Origin of the sequence: Lysinibacillus sphaericus, from assembly GCF_000600105.1 — a bacterium.
Taxonomy (GTDB): domain Bacteria; phylum Bacillota; class Bacilli; order Bacillales_A; family Planococcaceae; genus Lysinibacillus; species Lysinibacillus sphaericus.
On sequence record NZ_CP006837.1, the window covers coordinates 1,426,841 to 1,445,046 of the forward strand.

At 33.9% G+C, this 18,206-nt stretch carries 19 protein-coding genes; 10 read left to right on the forward strand and 9 right to left on the reverse strand.

Features of this window, described 5'->3' with window-relative positions; all coding sequences use genetic code 11:
- Nucleotides 1-19 precede the first annotated feature (19 nt).
- From T479_RS23655 to T479_RS06510, 3 genes are all read right to left on the reverse strand, one after another.
- The gene (locus T479_RS23655; protein WP_158497867.1) at nt 20-193 is read right to left on the reverse strand and encodes a hypothetical protein; all 174 of its coding nucleotides are present in this window, start codon (nt 191-193) and stop codon (nt 20-22) included.
- Nucleotides 177-1,604: a recombinase family protein gene (locus T479_RS06505; protein WP_025218971.1), complete on the reverse strand. Its 1,428-nt coding sequence runs from the start codon at nt 1,602-1,604 to the stop codon at nt 177-179. The genes T479_RS23655 and T479_RS06505 overlap by 17 nt, the downstream gene beginning before the upstream one ends.
- A 303-nt stretch (nt 1,605-1,907) precedes the next feature.
- The gene (locus T479_RS06510) at nt 1,908-2,513 is read right to left on the reverse strand and encodes a hypothetical protein (RefSeq protein ID WP_025218972.1); all 606 of its coding nucleotides are present in this window, start codon (nt 2,511-2,513) and stop codon (nt 1,908-1,910) included.
- Nucleotides 2,514-3,055: 542 nt separating this feature from the next.
- Between T479_RS06510 and T479_RS23660 the strand changes: the two genes are divergently transcribed.
- From T479_RS23660 to T479_RS06520, 4 genes are all read left to right on the forward strand, one after another.
- Nucleotides 3,056-3,205: a hypothetical protein gene (locus T479_RS23660; protein ID WP_158497868.1), complete on the forward strand. Its 150-nt coding sequence runs from the start codon at nt 3,056-3,058 to the stop codon at nt 3,203-3,205.
- Nucleotides 3,206-3,812: 607 nt separating this feature from the next.
- Nucleotides 3,813-3,977 (forward strand): hypothetical protein, encoded by a 165-nt coding sequence (locus T479_RS23665; protein WP_158497869.1) that lies wholly within the window; start codon nt 3,813-3,815, stop codon nt 3,975-3,977.
- A 120-nt stretch (nt 3,978-4,097) separates the two neighbouring features.
- Complete coding sequence (locus T479_RS23670; RefSeq protein ID WP_158497870.1) at nt 4,098-4,244, forward strand: hypothetical protein; 147 nt, start codon at nt 4,098-4,100, stop codon at nt 4,242-4,244.
- Between the two features lie 262 nt (nt 4,245-4,506).
- Nucleotides 4,507-5,241 (forward strand): hypothetical protein, encoded by a 735-nt coding sequence (locus T479_RS06520; protein WP_025218974.1) that lies wholly within the window; start codon nt 4,507-4,509, stop codon nt 5,239-5,241.
- A gap of 86 nt (nt 5,242-5,327) precedes the next feature.
- Here the strand turns inward: T479_RS06520 and T479_RS06525 are convergent, their stop codons facing one another.
- Together T479_RS06525 and T479_RS22740 are read right to left on the reverse strand one after the other, a co-directional pair.
- Nucleotides 5,328-5,522 carry a hypothetical protein gene (locus T479_RS06525; protein WP_025218975.1) on the reverse strand — a complete coding sequence of 65 codons (195 nt, stop codon included), beginning with the start codon at nt 5,520-5,522 and terminating at the stop codon, nt 5,328-5,330.
- Between the two features lie 17 nt (nt 5,523-5,539).
- Complete coding sequence (locus T479_RS22740) at nt 5,540-6,082, reverse strand: hypothetical protein (protein WP_025218976.1); 543 nt, start codon at nt 6,080-6,082, stop codon at nt 5,540-5,542.
- A gap of 460 nt (nt 6,083-6,542) precedes the next feature.
- On the opposite strand from T479_RS22740, the gene T479_RS23500 reads away from it, so the two are divergent.
- Nucleotides 6,543-6,716, forward strand: coding sequence for a type II toxin-antitoxin system HicA family toxin (locus T479_RS23500; RefSeq protein ID WP_108029659.1), 174 nt, complete (start codon nt 6,543-6,545; stop codon nt 6,714-6,716).
- A 50-nt stretch (nt 6,717-6,766) separates the two neighbouring features.
- The gene (locus T479_RS06535; protein WP_025218977.1) at nt 6,767-7,150 is read left to right on the forward strand and encodes a type II toxin-antitoxin system HicB family antitoxin; all 384 of its coding nucleotides are present in this window, start codon (nt 6,767-6,769) and stop codon (nt 7,148-7,150) included.
- 147 nt (nt 7,151-7,297) lie between these two features.
- Here T479_RS06535 and T479_RS06540 read toward each other — a convergent pair whose 3' ends face one another.
- Both T479_RS06540 and T479_RS06545 read right to left on the reverse strand, forming a co-directional pair.
- On the reverse strand, nt 7,298-8,587 hold the full coding sequence (locus T479_RS06540) for a hypothetical protein (RefSeq protein ID WP_025218978.1): 1,290 nt from the start codon (nt 8,585-8,587) through the stop codon (nt 7,298-7,300).
- A 695-nt stretch (nt 8,588-9,282) separates the two neighbouring features.
- A complete protein-coding gene (locus T479_RS06545; protein ID WP_025218979.1) occupies nt 9,283-10,893 on the reverse strand; it encodes a glycosyl hydrolase family 18 protein in 1,611 nt (536 codons plus the stop codon).
- Nucleotides 10,894-11,794: 901 nt separating this feature from the next.
- Between T479_RS06545 and T479_RS22745 the strand changes: the two genes are divergently transcribed.
- Both T479_RS22745 and T479_RS06560 read left to right on the forward strand, forming a co-directional pair.
- Nucleotides 11,795-12,856, forward strand: coding sequence for a PepSY domain-containing protein (locus T479_RS22745; protein WP_052599459.1), 1,062 nt, complete (start codon nt 11,795-11,797; stop codon nt 12,854-12,856).
- A gap of 484 nt (nt 12,857-13,340) precedes the next feature.
- Complete coding sequence (locus T479_RS06560) at nt 13,341-14,015, forward strand: hypothetical protein (RefSeq protein ID WP_025218980.1); 675 nt, start codon at nt 13,341-13,343, stop codon at nt 14,013-14,015.
- Nucleotides 14,016-14,482: 467 nt separating this feature from the next.
- Here the strand turns inward: T479_RS06560 and T479_RS06565 are convergent, their stop codons facing one another.
- On the reverse strand, nt 14,483-15,157 hold the full coding sequence (locus tag T479_RS06565; protein ID WP_025218981.1) for an MBL fold metallo-hydrolase: 675 nt from the start codon (nt 15,155-15,157) through the stop codon (nt 14,483-14,485).
- On the reverse strand, nt 15,147-15,788 hold the full coding sequence (locus T479_RS06570) for a TetR/AcrR family transcriptional regulator (protein ID WP_025218982.1): 642 nt from the start codon (nt 15,786-15,788) through the stop codon (nt 15,147-15,149). Before T479_RS06570 ends, T479_RS06565 begins: the two co-directional genes overlap by 11 nt.
- Before the next feature lie 483 nt (nt 15,789-16,271).
- Here T479_RS06570 and T479_RS06575 point away from each other — a divergent pair, with 483 nt between their 5' ends.
- Together T479_RS06575 and T479_RS06580 are read left to right on the forward strand one after the other, a co-directional pair.
- A complete protein-coding gene (locus tag T479_RS06575; RefSeq protein ID WP_025218983.1) occupies nt 16,272-17,603 on the forward strand; it encodes a phosphoadenosine phosphosulfate reductase in 1,332 nt (443 codons plus the stop codon).
- Nucleotides 17,593-18,132: an IbrB-like domain-containing protein gene (locus T479_RS06580; RefSeq protein ID WP_024362421.1), complete on the forward strand. Its 540-nt coding sequence runs from the start codon at nt 17,593-17,595 to the stop codon at nt 18,130-18,132. Before T479_RS06575 ends, T479_RS06580 begins: the two co-directional genes overlap by 11 nt.
- The last annotated feature ends 74 nt before the right edge of the window (nt 18,133-18,206 follow it).

An 18,206-nucleotide genomic window follows, 5' to 3' on the forward strand; every position in this document is an offset into this window, starting at 1 on the left:
ATGGCCTTTTCTATAAGATTTATAGTAAAAACATTGCGACAATGGTCGTTACAATAAGACCTATCGCTACAGGTAATAAATTGCGCCTTGCAAGCTCAAATGGACTTACATTGCAAATCGCAGCTGCTGGAATGAGTGCCCATGGAATAAGTGTACCGCCACCAATAAAAGACATATTATTTAGCTGTAACAATGGTTATTTCTCTAGCTTGTTTACTGCTCCTATAATCATCCTTTGTATCAACGACTATTTGTTCGAAGATGGTGGTCATTAATTGTTTGCGTTCGTAATCATCGGCATTGATCCATAGGGTATCAATATTGCGAATTATGGCCCGAATTTCCTCATGATGGCGATCGTCCAGCAGCTGTATCTTTTTTAAACTTGCTTGAATTTCTTTTTCTTTGTTACGCAATTTTTCGCTGTCTCGAATTAACTCATCAATACCAATAATATCATGTTCAAACATCGTTTTTTTCTTGTGTAAAAGCTTTTGCACAACAGCTAGTTCCTGTTGTAATGCAGTCAATTGTGCCGCTGGAAAGCTAGCATCCCCCTCATTACTTGTAAAATGGCCACCGACCAAGTCATCCCATTGTGCAAAAATGGCTTGCACTAAATTACTTTCTAAAATCATATGACTAGTACAAGCTTTACCAGCTTTCTTACCAGAACATCGATATGTTTTTTTCTTGCCTGCTTTATGACCAGCCATCGAATGCCCACAGCGTGCACATTTTAAAAGCGAGGAAAAATAGTAATTGCTCGTTTCGCGCTTGCCACCTAATGTTCTACGCTTATCTAACAAATCTTGTAGTGCCCAAAATTCATCTCGATCGATAATGCGTTCATGATTACCTTCAAATAGCACCCGTTCACGCGGTGGTTTTTTTATGTCTTTTGGATTTAAGCTAAACATTAAATAACCCGCGTATGTCGGATTATTGGCAATATCCCGCACACTATCGACATGCCATTGTCCGCCTTTTCGAGTAGGGACACCTTTACTCGTTAATTGCTTGGCAATTGTGTAAAACCCCAATGTTTTTGCTAACGTAAATATATCCTTTACAATTTGCGCCTCTTCTTCATCGATTATTAATGCACCATTCACTACTTGATAGCCATAGGGAGGGGTGCCTCCTTTCCAGTAGCCCAACTTCACTTTCTTTTCCATGCCTAAACGCACCCGTTCAGCGGTATTTTCTCGCTCCCATTGCGCAATCGCCGCTACCAACGTAATAAACAAACGTCCCATTGCATTGGTCGTGTCGTACACTTCCGTAGCCGATTTAAATTTACATTCATATTGGTCCAACTCAGCCAAAATCGTATGTAAATCAGGCACAGAGCGAGTTAGACGATCTAGCTTATAGACAAGTAAAACATCAATGCCCCCTTGTTGAATGCGCTGTAACATTGCTTGAAAATGGGGGCGATTTAAATCTTTAGCAGAATAGCCATCATCGACGTAAGGCGTCTCAACAATGTCCCATCCTTGTGATACACAATAAGCCTCTAACTTTTCAATTTGTGCAGCAATCGAAAACCCATGCTTCGCCTGTTCGTCGGTGCTAACGCGAACGTAGATAACGCATTTCATAAGTATGTCACTCCCACTCTTAGCGTTATTATTTCTAAGAACGAATAACAATTTTATAACTGACTTTTACACAGATACTAAAATGCCTGCAACGAAAGAGCCTTTATATAACATAATTTATTACGAGCATCCTATGTTTAAGACTATACTTCGGTTAATGTCACAATTATTCTAAAACGATGTGGGGTAATAAGTAGCATGATACAGAAACAAGAATGGTTTATTTTAATGGAAGGTTGTCATAATGAAAGTGGGATTTGAGTCAATGTACATAACAGAAGAATGATTGAAGGTTTAAATTAATTAGTTTATCCAGATATTTTCAAACGTTTGTGCTTCGAGTTGAAGTGCTTGAAGAATTTTAGGGTTTACTTGCGTGGCTACATGTAATTTAGCTGTTTTCACGTTTAATACAGCAAATACAATGTTTGGTGGATAAGGGTCTTTCGATTGTGCTTCTAACATTAACGTTAGGATTGGTTGAATGTTGCGTTCATTAATTTTTTCTGTATTTCCTTTAAAAAATAATTTTATTAAATGGGGTACGCTGTCTATCACTAAACCGAGTTCGGGAGATGAACGGACTACTAAGCCATTAGTAGATGTCCACAGGGATTTAGGTGGATCAAACCATTCAATTTTCTTGTTCCGTGTAAATTTTTTAAATGCCTTTATTGCTTCGGTATAGGAATTGATTTTTCGTTCATGGACTTCAATTAGTAATGAATCTAATTGATTGAGAGATTGATTTTGCTCATAGCACCATTTAATACGCTCTCGCAACTGCTTCCAATGATCTTTTACTGGATGATACTCGCCTTGATTTTTAATTTCATTAATTTTGTTCATCTTTGCCAGCATGGTTTGCCTAACGGTGAAATCGATAAACTGTGTTAAACCAACAGACATTTGCTCTTTTTCTGTTGTTTTAATTTTCAGTCACCTTCCTTTCTACAATCATTTTAACAGAAAGGTCCATAAATGGGGACCTTAAATTCATTTAGGGTACCAAAAATCAATGCAGCCATTTCATTGATGCAGTGCAATACGTTTTAAAGGAGGTACAGCGATGTTGAAGAATTAGGGGCACAAATTAGATCAGAATTATTTAAATATAAAATGGGTCAAAAAGAGCTTGCGAAAATGGTCGGTAGATCGAGGGCGTAAAGATGGTCCAAGGGCTCAGGAACACATTAAACATATTCATAAAATTCTATGTATTTAAAATTCATAACTAATGCTGAAGCTGTTAGAGGCTTCTAGTAAGAATCAAAAGGATATTTCTATGAACACAACCAACTTAAAATGGCGAGCAATGTCAGATGATGAGAAACAAGCTGAATTGATAAAGAAAATGAAAGGAACGCATACCTATTAATCTAAATTACAATTTGTCTTAACGAAAGTGACAAGCCCATTCGACATATTCTGATAAAAAAGGAGTGTTGGATATGAGGAGCGTAAAGATGACGGAAGAAAAGGTTCGCAAATTGTTACCGATCATTGAAAGTATTCTTTCACGGGAATATGGAAGGAAGGTAACATTAAAGGATCTAACTGTTGGTGGTATTACGGTTTATAAGGACGATTGCGCGAAATAGCGCAGTCACTAGAATTATGGGAAAGGGTTAAAGCATTTTAGCATGATTGGATAGTCACAACTTAGGAGGGATTTAAGATGAAATCAACCGGTATTGTTTTTAAAGGAGAAGAATCCGATGTGGGGGGAAGAAGAAGCAATGTCGATATTATCGAATATAAGAAAAAAAGAAGTCACATTTAACAAAGTGTGGCTTTTTTACTAAACCAAATGAGAATCAGCTTAGAAGTAATAATAACATTTATTTATAAGAATATAGTATTAAGAACTAATTCAAGTTGTTAATATACATATATTGGTGAATAATTAATTAAGTAAATATTATATTAAAATGAGGTGATTTTAGTTGAGTAGTAAAAAAAATATAATAAAAAATAGAGTGCTTTGGGCGTCTGTTTTTTTCTTTGTATCATTATTACTTATTATGAAGCTACAAACAAATTTAAATTTGTTAATAATTTTTATTGCAATAATTATTTCTGCGTTATTTTTCTTATTTAATTATCCTTTGAAAAACAAAAAATAAAATGATGTTATATTCCCTTATATAGATAATATAACAATTAAAACCAAAGATGAATTATTTAAAACTATTAGTAGCAATCGCTATGTTTTCTATTCTAGGGGTATTTACTGAAAATACTAATGCAAGAGAATACGATGAAAGCGAGAACTTAGAAGAAGAAATTGCATTAATGGAAGATTCCTTAGAGTTAATTTATGAGAAAGGTGTAGTTACAAACGAAAAAGGTTATTTCTTAGGGTATATATAGAGGGGTTTTTGAAAATGTATTGAGTAAGTACGATGATTATGAAGGGGTCACTACAATCAAATCGATATTTCTGAAAAACCTCAAATCGGTACTAGAGCTGTAGTTTGTGGATGGCATTTAATGAGACCAACAGTAGAATTTACAACAGCTCAAAATAAATGTATCTCTAACGGTATAACTTCTAGCTATGGTTATATAGCTATAGCTAGTACTATTGCAAATTTAATTGCAGATAAAGAGTTTAAATTGGCTACAGAATATTATTAAAGTTTTAAAATCATGGAAATATCCAATTAAAATAATAATAGTTTCTATATAATAAATTCTCTTTTAAACAATAATTAGTATAAGAAAAATATTAATTACTGTAGATGTGGTGGTAAAAATTTATTCCAAAGTTGGAGTAATTTAAAACAGTGATAAAAAATTCTAGTTTTGTTAGATTTTTGACATCCTCTATTTCTATTGATAAAATATTACGATATTAGTAGATAAAGTAAGTATTATAAAACAGAGTAGGAGGAGCATAATGAAAAAATTATTTATTGTGTTATTAGCAGCAGTGGTATTTGCGATTGTAAATCCAACAAAATCAGAGGCTATTAGGTATGATGGTGCAGAAGTACATAAAGACCAAACGGGGAAAATGACGTTTACCAAAGACATTAAGATTTATAAGAAAAATGAAGACGGTACATTTGATTCGTTAGTGGTGAAACGCAATAATTATTTTAGAACGTATGAAATTGAAAAATATGATGGCAAAACCTTTTATCAAATGGGGCCATATCGAGTACAAGCAACCAATCTAGTAGTTTTTAAAGAAATACCGATGAAAATTCGTGCATCTTTCTATCCAAATGTAACGTATATTAATATTAATCGTAACAGCGGAGAGTATGGGAAACTCTTTACGGAATGGCGTGATACTTCCATCAAGGATATGAATGGTGATCAAATGTTGAGTTATTGCAGGGACACTGGAAATGGGTTAAAGTGCGAAAAGCATTATCCAGGTTCAGATATGAAAGTAGCTGATACAATATTTAAAAAAACCGGTGTTCGTTATGAAGTAACAGAAGACTCCGAAGCGAAAACCTATCCATTAATAGGCTCGAAAACAGAAAAAATGATGCCAAAAGGAAGCATGGTTTATTCAGTAAGTGATTCCATTAATGCTTATCTATGTGTAAAAGAAGACTTGGAGGCAAAAGATGAACAATGTACGTGGCTTCCTGTTGGAATATTAAAACCGATTTATTAACGTGCTGACATAGTGAAAAAATGCATATTTGTATCGTTTTAAAGCCCAGGTGCTCGAAGATTTTGAGCCTGGGCTTTATTGTTATCTTATTCTTTTTTTTTCATTTTAATTTGATAAGTAATACCAAATACTATGTTAAAAATTAAACAAAAATTTAACGGATTTAATAAAGCCCAAAGTAAACTTGATTCTAATGCTAAAAGCAATAAAATCCACAAAATCAAGCAGACATAATAGGCCAATATCATGGGCAAACAAAAAACTTTATCTAAATCCAGCATACAATTCCTCCTATACACTAATCAAAACAAGAGGACGCTGCACCTGACATTGCTCCGCCTGCTGCACCTATAATAGCTCCTCCAGCAGCACCTACCGCATTTCCGATAACAGGAAGAACGGATCCGACACCAGCTCCTGCCCCTAAGCCACTTAATGCACCAAGATAATACCCGCCAAGAACACCTAGTGTACATTTCCATTTAGAACGAGCCAATCTAGTCGTATGAATCTGTTGTTCATGGTTATGTAATTCTATAATCAGTCCATTAGCAATTGATTTATAAATTAAATGCACCTCATTACCATGACTATCTATCGCTTGAGTTGGCAGTATTTCTGTATAATCCCCTTTTGTAACCATTATATTTCCAACTTCATCATTTTCAATTTTTGCGTCTTCATTTAACAAATCTAAACGCATGGTACTTTCATTTAAAATGGTAATGGCAAAATCGTTTTTCTGTTCAGCTGCAGAAACAGTGGATGCAGGTAAGCCAATATTTGCCGTGAAAAAGAATAAGAGAACCAAACAAGTCAGCATAAAAAATAATTTCCTCATTTGTATAACGCCTCCTATAATATTCTGATTATTCTTATATTTTAAATAAAAAACCTAAAACTGAAAATATAATACACAAAATTGTAACAAAAAAATTTGTTTGGATTTCAATAGAGAATACTGTAATCGATACTTATTTTTAAATAGCATGATACAGATTGTTTGAATAATAAAAGGGTATAGTTCATTAAATTGTGTAATTAATATAAACACAAAAATATTTGAACTATGCAAAGTGATTAATGAAAATGGTGTTGCGTTTCTTGCTCGTCCTTCAAAATCCAAAAAAAACAAGCATAATCGTAGCAATAACAAGGGCTACATATAGTGAAATGGCGATGAACATAAATGAATAATCGCCTGCATAAAATTTTAGTTATACGTAAACAATACGTATAAATTCATTGACTCCTTTCTTTTTGATACGTATAATATACGTATAGCGGAAAGGGGTTAAAAAATGAAAAAGAGAGAGTTAGAGAAACGCTTCTCGGCTAAAGGATGGGAATTTTTGACCCATGGTGGTAAACATGATATATGGATGTCACCAACAGGCAAGAAAGAACAAATTCCTAGGCATAGAGAAGTTAATGAAGAATTAGCAAAAGGGTTAATTAGAAAGCACAACCTGTAAAAGGGTTGGCTTTCATGCCCAATAAAAATAGAAACGAAAGAAGGTAGAAAATGAAAAATGTTGTAGTTTATCCTGTGGTTATTTCACCCCTATCAGCAGACGGTTTTCACTTAGTGACAATTCCTGATATTGACGGGATTACCCAAGGGGAAACTATTGCTGAAGCTATTGAGTATGCAAGGGATTATATAGGTAATGCTATAGCTTTTGCTGATGAACCAATAAATAAACCGAATACTGTTTCTTTTACGCCAAAAGAAGAAGATATTGTAACACTTGTAGATGTTGATATAGAGGCACATAAGAAAGCTTTAGATTTAACACCAGTAAAAAAAACTTTAACTATTCCTAGCTATTTAAATGATTTAGGTATGAAACAAGGTATAAACTTTTCCCAAACTTTAACGGATGCTTTAAAAGACAAATTACTATAATAAATATATAAATTAGCATAATAAATTCACTAATAATTTAACTCTCTCTTTTTATTTTCGGCTTGATAATTTCAAGCCGTTTTTTTATTTTTTTCGAATTCTTTCCGTTTTGCTTTAAATTGATACCTTGTATTAGAAGCCCCTTTTTTATATGTCTTCCATTGGTGACAGTGTACCTCCACCAACCCAAATTCCAGTGATTTGTCCGAGTGCGGTTAGGGTTGCTGTACCTCCTCCAATCGCATTGCCAAATAAGCTACCTATTGACCCAGCTAGCGAAATGCCAGAGAATCCCGAGCCGTCTAAACCTGTAATGGCACCTACGATCGCAAGGGTCACGACCGCAATTTCTTTCGTTAATGGTACAACGGCGGCTAAGCCGACACCAAGATCATTGACAATGCCATGAGAAGTGGAAGGGAGGTAGTCACCGATAATTTTGGTGAATCCGGAGTCACCAAGATAGAAGAAAGCTGCAATGGGGATAACGGGTCCAAATACTTTAAATCCAAATTGGAATCCTTGAATTAAATAATCTGTTGATTTCTCAAATCCTTGTTTTTTATGTGCAACAAGACAGAGCACAAACAATATAAAGACAGCTGTCCCACCAATTAGAGCAGTAGCGTCACCGCCTTGCAGTTTTAATACCGACATCGCAATAACATCGAGCAAAAAGGTGAATGGAATAAGCATCGCAAAAAATCGTTTTTGTCCACGGGTAAGCAAATGTTCATCTGTCACTTGTTCTATACCATCATTCGTTACAGATGAAGTTGTTAACTGAAGAGTGCCTCGCTTCATATCACGTTTTAATAAGATAAAAGCAGCTATCGTCGTCACAAGACCCATCGTCATAACAAGCGGAATACTGGCTGAAACAACATCCCCTACTGGAATACCTGCTGCATCTGCAGTCAACTTTGGAGCGCCTTGAATCACAATATCACTAGATAAAGCAATTCCGTGACCAAATAAGTTCATTGCCATGGCTACGCCCAACGCTGGTAAACCCGCTCGAATCGCTACAGGTAGTAGCACTGCTCCTAATAATGCTACAGCAGGAGAGGGCCAGAAAAACCAAGAAATAATCATCATTAAAATACCAATCGTCCAATAGGCGAGTGTCGGTGTTTTAATAATTTTTGTAAATGGTGCAACCATGACCTCATTAATACCAGAAGTTATTAACACACGACTCATTGCAACAATAATGGAGATAATCAAAATGGTCGATAACAGCTCCGTAATCGCGTAAATAAAGCTGTTAAAAACCCCACTTATAGACGAGGTGAGATCACCCGTAGCGATAATCGCAAGTAGGAAAATGCCAAGAATACAAATGAGGGTAGTATCCCGACGTTTTACCATAAAGCCAATAATTAAAACAATAAAAACAACATAAATCCAATGGAGAGAAGTAAGTTCAATCCCCATATAGTTTCCCCCTCAAAATAGGTCTAATTATAGAATATGAGAGGAATTTTAGATGGTGATTAGTTTCGGGAATAAAAGGAGGGAGTCGATGTGATAAAAATACACAGCAGGTTCATTTCATGATAATTGTGGTTAAAATGGAAAATTTTAAAAATTGTTTCCATCAAATTTATAATAATGCCATTAGTCATTGGATTGTAATAGAATGTCTTGCTTTAAAACAAATGTTTTCATTAATCATTGTTACATAAAAATGAACTAAATTAGTTGAACCCAGTGGCATTTGTGAGAGGGTAATGTGTGATACTACGGTGAACCGTATCATAAGTAAATGAGGTTCTGGAGAGTAGATAAGCTTTGGGGGCACTCCTTTTTGTAATTCATGTTCCAATCTGCTGTGGGCGTTGTGATAAGTGAATACCGATTATTATATAAATAAACAAGATATTGGTAACTTTGATTATTGTAAATGTTACATCTTTTGGTAAATATTAGTAGAAATATTAAGCAAAATAAAAAATGTACACTATTAAAATTGAATTTAGTAATGTACATTTTTATTATATGAGCGACATTATAAACAAGTTATGATGTAAGAAACCATCGATGTACAATTCGTTTTATAGCTCCTCATTTTTGTTGATTAGCTATTTTATTTAAACTAGTTGAGTTATTATTAACTATTGTGAAAGAATTTATTTTTTTACTGCATACTTTTCTAAGTCTGCACTTGCGCGGTTTACCATTGCTGCCATTTGACCTCTCGTGACATGATCAAATGGATAAAATCCTCCATCTTCTCTTCCCTTTATAATCCCTTTACTACTTAATTTTAAAATATCCGCATTTGCCCAGAAATCTTTTGGAACATCATAAAAACTGGACTCATCCGTAGGTAATGGATAATTTAATACTCTCGATAATATACCTGCTAATTGTGCTCTTGTGATATTGGCATTTGGATCGAAAATGTTTTCATTTGTTCCATTCACAATATGATACTTATAGGCAATTTCAATAGCACGTTTCGCCCAATGATTTGCTGGCACATCCTTGAAATAATTAGGTACAGTTTCGTTTGTTGTGTCTAAACCGATGGCATTAATAAGGATAGCAGTAGCCTGAGCTCTTGTTAAATTACCATTTGGATCATAAGTGTATTCGTTTTTGCCGCTAATCCAGCCTTTTCGGTAAAGGGCCATAATATCCTGTTCTGCCCAATGATTTTCCGAATCTATAAAGTTATGTTCCCCGTTTGCCCAAGAAGAATAAAATTTCCAAATACCATTATCCGCTTGAGTTAACTCCCAGCTACCTGTTCCTCTTAACTGATATTTCTCTACAAGTCTTAACTTATATTTTAAAGATAAATCATTTTCGTACCATATCGTGTAATTTCCTGGTACTAGCTTTTTGCCACCGATATAAGTAGGAGAGTCACTGCTTTTTACTGTAAATTTGGCAAATGCTGATTTTGAAGTATTATCAAAATAAAATTTTCCATTATGGCTATTCACAATAGAGTTTACGGCATTATTAGCAATGCCGTCGCCTCCAATTTCCACATCATCTTTCCAAATTCGTCCATAAAAAGGGAGGCCTAATACTATTTTATTTGGATGAATCCCTTTATCTAATAAATATTTAATCGAATTTTCAACAAATGATAAACTTGCGACAGGACCGACTGAACCACCATTATAGCTTTCATCATACGCCATCAGCATTAAATAATCGCTATACTCACTTAGTTTCGTGTAATCATAAGAACCATGCCAACCTGTTGTCCACCCATATGGATTTGCAGCGACTGCTATGGATATTGTTTTATTATTAGGCATTTTTTCACGTAATAATCGGATGAAATCTGTAAACTCTTCTTTATTTGTATAGTTTAAATTTTCTATATCAATATCGACGCCATCTAAATTATTTTTCACAATAGAATTGACGATTTGAGTAGACAATATTTCTCGATTTGTCATTGCGATTTGAGCCAATTTACGGTCCCAATGATTAGAAATGAATGGCACAACTTTTAATCCTCTATTATGCATTGCATCGACTAAACTTTTATCAATCGTAGCACTCAAACTACCATCTGCATTTAAATTAAAAAAGTTAGGTGTTGCCATATTTAACGCACCTTGGGTCATATCTATATTTTTTATGAAAGAGCTTGTATTTCCGCTATATAAATAGGACATATGTATATCACTCTCTGAGGCATTAGCGCTAAACGGAGTAGCTAATAAAGTAGTGAGCATAGCTGGTATTACCAAATATTTTTTTAATGGATTCTTCATTACTTTCTTCCTTTGTAATAGATTTTATCCACTTTATTATCTATTACTTTAGTAAACGTTATCAATTATTAAAATATGGTTTCATTGAGTTGTTTTGTAAATTGATGATATGAAGGGTTAAATATAATCATTGCTTTTGGGCAGGCTATTTTTGAGAATGTTTTACCATTTGAAAGTAAATTTACTTTTGCGTAGAGTTATTAATAAACATTCTGAACAAAAATGTAAATTAAATCAATAAAGGTAACTACGGTTGGCAGGTAGTAATTGAAAAATACAGTGCAAGCAAGTGCTGGAAGTAAATAATTGTTACTATAGAATAGGTTCTTTTCACAGTATTTTATGCTTTTAGGATCAGATGACTTTATTAGGTGTCACAAAAAGTTTTTTTGATGAAATTAACCAATCAGTTTGGTCTATTGGAAGTAAATATGAACGATAATCAGAGTTAGTCGACATGACAAATCAAGGGGGTATTTAGTCAAGTTATTTTGTAGTTGTGTGTAAAATTTTCAGGAATACCTGTTAAAAAATTGTAATGATTTAATTCTTCAATTCACTTCTGTTCTGAATTATACTTAGTATAATAGGTTTATTTATTCTTATTATCCAAGTTTTGGACCCGGTGGATAGGTGCAGGGGGTATCTCTTAAAGGGATTGTTACTTTATATCAATCAAAACTTAATTGCAATATGAGATGGAGATTGATGCAAAATCAAGACTAATAGATAAATTGAAATAGATAGGGATATTAAAATATTTCTAGATTACCATAATGATTAAGCCAACTGACGCAATTTTTATGGTTTGTACCTAATATCAAGTTCCAGAAATGACAACAGTAAGTTGGAAATTTTAATTCATAGTTACAATGAAAAATTAAATTTGGAGGACTTTATTTTGAAAAATATTCAAACAGTACTTGTTGTATTTTTTACTTTGTTTTGTCTAATTGGCATTGTAAAAGAGAAGGCTTCTGCTTCTACGACAAACATTACACTAGAAACAGCAAAAGAAATTGCTATTAAGAAATTTGGGGGGCAGGTAATTGAAGCGAGTTTTGATAATGATGAATCTCATTTCGAAATCACTGTTCTAACGAATACAGAAAAAGTTGAAATGGATGTTGATGCTAATACAGGTGAGATACGGGTTACAGAACGTGAGGTTAATAATTACTTTATAGATGTAGATGTCAATGATCCTAATAATTTGCCTATTTATTGGGCTAGAAAAATGGGTTTAATAAATGGGTATAAAGACGGGACTTTTAGACCGAATAATATTGTGACAGAAAGACAGTTCGCAAAAATACTGGTGAATTATTTTAAGCTAGATAATAAGAGCAATGGCAACGTTTCAGAAACGGAATTAAATTATAATATTTTAGCTAAGTATGGGGTTCCATTAAACGGATATAACGATACTAAGTTGAAAGATATGGCTGTGAATAGAGGTATTGTTGCACAAGCAATTGCTTATTTAGCAAATGGAAGTAATAATTTGAATGAATCTATCCAATACTTATTACAAAATAAAATAACGACAGGGCAAAATAATGAATATCAAAATATCAATATTCAAAAATATTTTGGTTCAGAAAATGTGCTGACTAGAAAGCAATTGGTAACGTTTTTTTATAGATTAAATTACGCTAATATTACTAATATTTCATCTGTTGCTTTAAATGTTTATACACTCAATACAACGAGTGATACAATGTCAGATCTAAACTATACTATACCTTCAAAACCTTCATTAGCTCAATTCATATCTCAAGACAAGGCAATTGCAATAGCAAAAGAGAAGGTTTCAGGTAATGTTACAAAGATTGAGTTGGACTATGATGATGGAATTGCTATTTATGAGATCGAAATACAAAATGGTCGTATAGAATACGATATTGAGATAGATGCAATAACAGGTACTATTCTAAAGCTTCAAAGTGACTATGATGATTAAATTTCGACATAACTGCTAAAAAGAGTGACCTCAAATGTAACTGTTTGGGGTCACTCTTTCATAATTATTTCTTAGTCATACTTCATACTTATAACTTTATATCGTTATCCAAATAATAAAAATATCTAAAAAGAAAATTCTAGTAAAAAATTATTCTTTATAAAATGAAGAGAAAAGAGGGTAGATAAATAGTAAAATTTTTGATTTAAAAGTTCGTTTAAAAAAGCACGAGAGAATCAAGTTTTATTATCTAGATAACTATGGACTGGTTACATGTTGTAAAATAATAAAGTAACAAGTTAGTTAAAGTTTGACACTCGAGTTAAGGTTACTTACAAAATACACAATGCTTTTAATGTAAATCTTTTTTAATTATGGAATAAAATTATTTCACTGAATTTTCAAATAATTTAACTTTTCCCATGTTGTACTCCATTTTATAATAATTACAAAATAGTTATTTACATGAATGGAGGAATTGAAATTGCGTAAAATATTTATTTTAGCATTACTAACAATTTTTTTGCTTCCTACTGTAAATCCAGCAACGGCTCAAAGTTATGGACCTTCTGTAATAGAAAAGGATAGCATAGAGGACTTTAAAGATTATACTTTTGAAGATATTCTATCGTTAAAGCCTTTTGTCCATGTCGAAGATGGTTTTTTCGTCCTTAATGAAAACGGTGCAAGTGAAGCTGGAATTGATTCTATATTAATAAAAGGCCAACAAGAGTATTTTATTTTTTTAAATCAGCAGGTTAAATTAAATGCGATTAGTGTAGCATCAGATTTAACTATCCAGAGACTATCAAATAATAATGAAAATCAAAACAATACATTTATACGATTTACAAGGTGTAGAGGTGTAACTACCTCGCCTGAATATTTCTGGTGGGGTTATAAAACAAAGTTAAATAGTTGTGATACGGCTAAAGTGAGTTCTGATGCAGGTACAATTGCAGCAGGTGGCGCGATAACGACAACGAGTCTTACTGCTCTTGGGGTTTGGTTCCCTCCTTTGCTTGCTGTTGGTGCTATTTCTGGACTGACGTCTGGTTACTTCTGGCTACTTTCGGAGCGTTTAAATGCTAATAATAAAGGTAGCGGTGTTATCGTAGATATGACTTGGGCAACAATTTATAATATTACGTCTCAATAATAAGGAAATGAGGCGGGGTGTTATAATGAAAAAACATTATTTTATTATATTATTTTTCATTCCTATATTTGCATTAAATATATATTTTGGATATTTAGTAATTTGGAAGAATCAGAATGAATGGGTGCCGGTTACAAACTTCTTAGCACTAATTGTTTTATTCGTTGTTGTATATTTAAATAGAAAATAGTGTATTAAAGTTTAAACGGTTGCCAGGAGGAACATCATTGGCTACCGTTTTCTTTTATATCCGGTACAATTTTTTGTGTCAAGTTCATCGCATTTGTAGTCTGAACGCCTGTGTAAGTCTGGGTGGAATGTCGAAGAGTTATTATTGATTCTCTATATGAGGCTGATACATGGGCAAATTCAATTGCAAATGAGAAGTATAGAAGTCTAGCCTATTCATTCAAAAGAGAAGAAAATACCCGTCCCATAGTCAAGGCATTATCCTTCTCACACTAAAACTAGCTCTCTAATTTTCTTCTCGTTTGTCGAACATATTCATCTAGTTGCTCTGCTGGACGAAATACGGTGCTGCCATGACACACTTCTACTCGCTCAGGTTTTAATTCTTTTACAATTAAACTACTTTGTAATGCTTCCTCCATATAAGGGGTAAACATTGGTGGACGAAATTTCCCTTTTTTAGAGTTGAAAAGATCACCAGCTAGCAGGACTTGGTCTTTTTCATGGTAATAAACTACGTGTCCTGGAGAATGACCAGGTGTTAAATAAGGTGTAAGTCCAGCAATTGTTTGTAACGTTCCATGCGTACGCTCTAGAAGAGGCTGAGCTAATTGTTTAGGGATATTATTTTCAAGTTTCTTCCTTTTTGGATATAGAACCTTACCTTCCATATATGGTATTTCTATAGCGTGTGCGAATACGGGTACTTTACTTTGAGCCAGTATTCCCTTTATTGCTCCAACATGATCGGAGTGTCCATGCGTTAAGAGAATCCTTTTCAAAGGGCCTGCATTTAGCTGTTGAATAAATTTTATAATACCCTTTGCCATCATCGGCATTCCCGCATCTACTAAAGTGACCCCATCCTCCTCAATAACTACCCACACATGTATTGGAACAATCATCCACGTTTTTAGACTCCAGATATGGTCTGAGATTTGTTCAGCTTTCATTTTCATTTCCCCTTTTTAATTTTTCTTTAATGCCTAAAAGAAGAATTTCTATAGAAAGATTAAATGTTGGATTTAATCTTTCTATTAGAACATTAAGAGGTTCATGTTGATACGAGTAAGTGCTTAAAATCCCATTTAGGTTGAAGAAATAAATTCGAGAAAAAGCTAATAATTGATTTTCGTTTGATATAGCAAGACATTCCTGAATTAATTTCTTCATTATGTCAAAGAGCTCAATCCGCAGTCTATTAATCTCAAGTTTTGGATTGTCTTCATCTACCCTTGTTGACTTTGTATTGAAGAAAATATCATACAAATTTCGATTCTGTAGACAAAATTGAATATATTCAAGACTGATTTGTTTCAATTTGTCTTCTGAAGATAATGTACTTAAGTTCGAAAGATACAAAAATTGTTGATGTAGTTCCTGCAAAGGAGGCATAGAAAGGTGATGTAATAATTCCTCCTTGTCTTTAAAGTAAAGATAAATGGTTGTATGAGAACAACCAGCATCCTTTGCAATTGCACGTATTGTCACAGAATCGTATCCTTTTTCGGAAAATAATCTTCCCGCGGATGTTACTATTTGCCTTTTTGTTTCTTCTGACCGTTCCGCCTGTTTATTCTTCACTAAATTACCTGCTTCCCTTATAAAGTAACCAATGGTTATATAATAACCATTGGTTACTTTGATGTCAATTATTTTAAGAAACGGAATAGTTATCGTTGCCTGATTATCTTTAATTACTTTCTTCTAACAAAACATACAATGTTTTAATGTAAGAGATAAGACCTAAGCCAAAGTACAATTAGTTCACGAAATTTTCGAAAAAAAGATGCTTTTCACTCAATAGAAAATTTTTTATACTAACTTTGTACATAATTTATCGGTATTCGAAGAAATGTCACTGTGTTTAACAAGCTGTTGTTGCTAAAAATAGGGCTAGTCTAGCAATATTGGTAATCTATTGACGGATTAAACAGTTGCTATTAAAGCTATGTGAAGGATTAGTTTTGAAAGAAAAAGACAGGTATCGACTGATCTAACACAGTTGCATAGCTGTTTTTTTGTTGATTTTAAGGACATTGTTGAAAATGACAAGGAGAGGTATGTGTGCGGAGAAATTATCTTCAAAAAAATGTATACCAAGCATTACAGGAGCGGTTGCATTTTATCTTTAGTGAATTTGATGTCATCTATCTTTCGTTTTCTGGTGGGAAGGACAGCGGTCTATTGTTGAATCTTTTGATGGATTTTAGAGATACTTATTATCCACATCAGATAATTGGCGTATTTCATCAGGATTTTGAAGCGCAATATAGTGTAACGACAGAATATGTAGAAAAAACATTTGAACGCTTGACAGATAGAGTGGAGCGTTATTGGGTATGCTTGCCGATGGCTACTCGAACGGCTTTAAGTAGTTACGAAATGTACTGGTATCCATGGGATGATAGTAAGAAAGATAGTTGGGTCAGAGCAATGCCGAAATACGACTATGTCATTAATCTTGAGAATAATCCAATACATACTTACCGTTATAAGATGCATCAGGAAGATTTGGCAAAGCAATTTGGCCGATGGTATCGACAGTCACATGGAGGGAAGAAAACGGTCTGCTTACTAGGAATTCGCGCAGACGAGTCTCTGCAACGGTATAGTGGATTTGTAAATAAGAAGTATGGTTATAAAGAACAGTGCTGGATTACACAACAGTTTAAGGATGTTTGGACAGCTTCACCGCTTTACGACTGGTCTGTTGAAGATGTTTGGCATGCCTATTATGCTTTCAACTATGATTATAATCCACTTTATGACTTGTATTATAAGGCTGGATTAACAGCTTCTCAAATGCGTGTTGCCTCCCCGTTTCAAGATTATGCTAAAGATTCCTTGAACCTCTACCGAATTCTTGATCCACAAATTTGGGTGAAGTTAGTAGGAAGAGTACAAGGTGCTAATTTTACGCAGATATATGCAAAGACAAAAGCCATGGGATATCGGACAGTCACACTTCCAGAAGGGCATACATGGAAGTCCTATACGCAATTTTTATTGCAGACTTTGCCTTTACAACTACGGAATAATTATATTAAGAAATTTAATAAATCCATTGAATTTTGGCATACAGTTGGTGGTGGACTCGAAGAAGAAACAATTCGAGAATTGGAAGAAAACGGTTATAAAATTAAAAGGAATGGCGTGTCTAACTATACGACGTTTAAGAATTCGCGCATCATTTTTTTGCAAAAAATACCAGATGATACGGATGATATCAAGTCAACTAAGGATATTCCAAGTTGGAAACGGATGTGTTTCTGTATTTTGAAGAATGATCATATATGCCGATTTATGGGATATGGTTTAACACGTCAACAACAATCCCAACTTGACTATATCAAAAAAAAATATAGAAGTTTGGAGGATATGGATAGTGAAGAGTAAGAGTCCAGTTTATCAAATTTACCCAATCCCTTTCGAAAAAATCTTACCGAATGATTATAATCCGAATGCCGTTGCGCCACCCGAGATGAAACTGTTGTACGATAGTATTAAAAATGACGGCTATACAATGCCCATCGTTTGTTATCATAACAAGGAAGAGGATAACTATATTATTGTGGATGGGTTTCATCGTTATCGAATTATGAAGGAGTTTTCAGATATCTATGAGCGTGAAGGAGGTATGCTACCTGTATCTATCATAGATAAGCCGATTGATCAGCGAATAGCAAGTACCATACGACATAACCGTGCTAGAGGAAGCCATAATGTAGATTTAATGAGTAACATCGTGAAAGAACTACACGAACTGGGGCGCTCTGATGCATGGATTGCAAAGCATTTGGGGATGGATCGCGATGAAATATTACGACTGAAGCAGATTACAGGACTTGCAGCACTATTTAAAGATCATTCATTTGGTCAAGCGTGGGAACCAGATGAGGAAGAGTTTCTGCTGCAAGAAGAATAGTAAGTTACGAGTGTTTAAAACGTAATCACTATATATTGAATAGACAAAGTCGAATAAATCGACTTTGTCTACGG

Coding starts and splice junctions, on each gene's coding strand:
- T479_RS23670 (WP_158497870.1), top strand. CDS start 4,098: ATGAGACCAACAGTAGAATTTACAACAGCTCAAAATAAATGTATCTCT.
- T479_RS22740 (WP_025218976.1), bottom strand. CDS start 6,082: ATGAGGAAATTATTTTTTATGCTGACTTGTTTGGTTCTCTTATTCTTT.
- T479_RS06565 (WP_025218981.1), bottom strand. CDS start 15,157: ATGAAAGCTGAACAAATCTCAGACCATATCTGGAGTCTAAAAACGTGG.
- T479_RS06505 (WP_025218971.1), bottom strand. CDS start 1,604: ATGAAATGCGTTATCTACGTTCGCGTTAGCACCGACGAACAGGCGAAG.
- T479_RS23660 (WP_158497868.1), top strand. CDS start 3,056: ATGAGGAGCGTAAAGATGACGGAAGAAAAGGTTCGCAAATTGTTACCG.
- T479_RS06520 (WP_025218974.1), top strand. CDS start 4,507: ATGAAAAAATTATTTATTGTGTTATTAGCAGCAGTGGTATTTGCGATT.
- T479_RS23665 (WP_158497869.1), top strand. CDS start 3,813: ATGTTTTCTATTCTAGGGGTATTTACTGAAAATACTAATGCAAGAGAA.
- T479_RS06510 (WP_025218972.1), bottom strand. CDS start 2,513: ATGTCTGTTGGTTTAACACAGTTTATCGATTTCACCGTTAGGCAAACC.
- T479_RS06540 (WP_025218978.1), bottom strand. CDS start 8,587: ATGGGGATTGAACTTACTTCTCTCCATTGGATTTATGTTGTTTTTATT.
- T479_RS06545 (WP_025218979.1), bottom strand. CDS start 10,893: ATGAAGAATCCATTAAAAAAATATTTGGTAATACCAGCTATGCTCACT.
- T479_RS06535 (WP_025218977.1), top strand. CDS start 6,767: ATGAAAAATGTTGTAGTTTATCCTGTGGTTATTTCACCCCTATCAGCA.
- T479_RS06525 (WP_025218975.1), bottom strand. CDS start 5,522: ATGCTGGATTTAGATAAAGTTTTTTGTTTGCCCATGATATTGGCCTAT.
- T479_RS23500 (WP_108029659.1), top strand. CDS start 6,543: ATGAAAAAGAGAGAGTTAGAGAAACGCTTCTCGGCTAAAGGATGGGAA.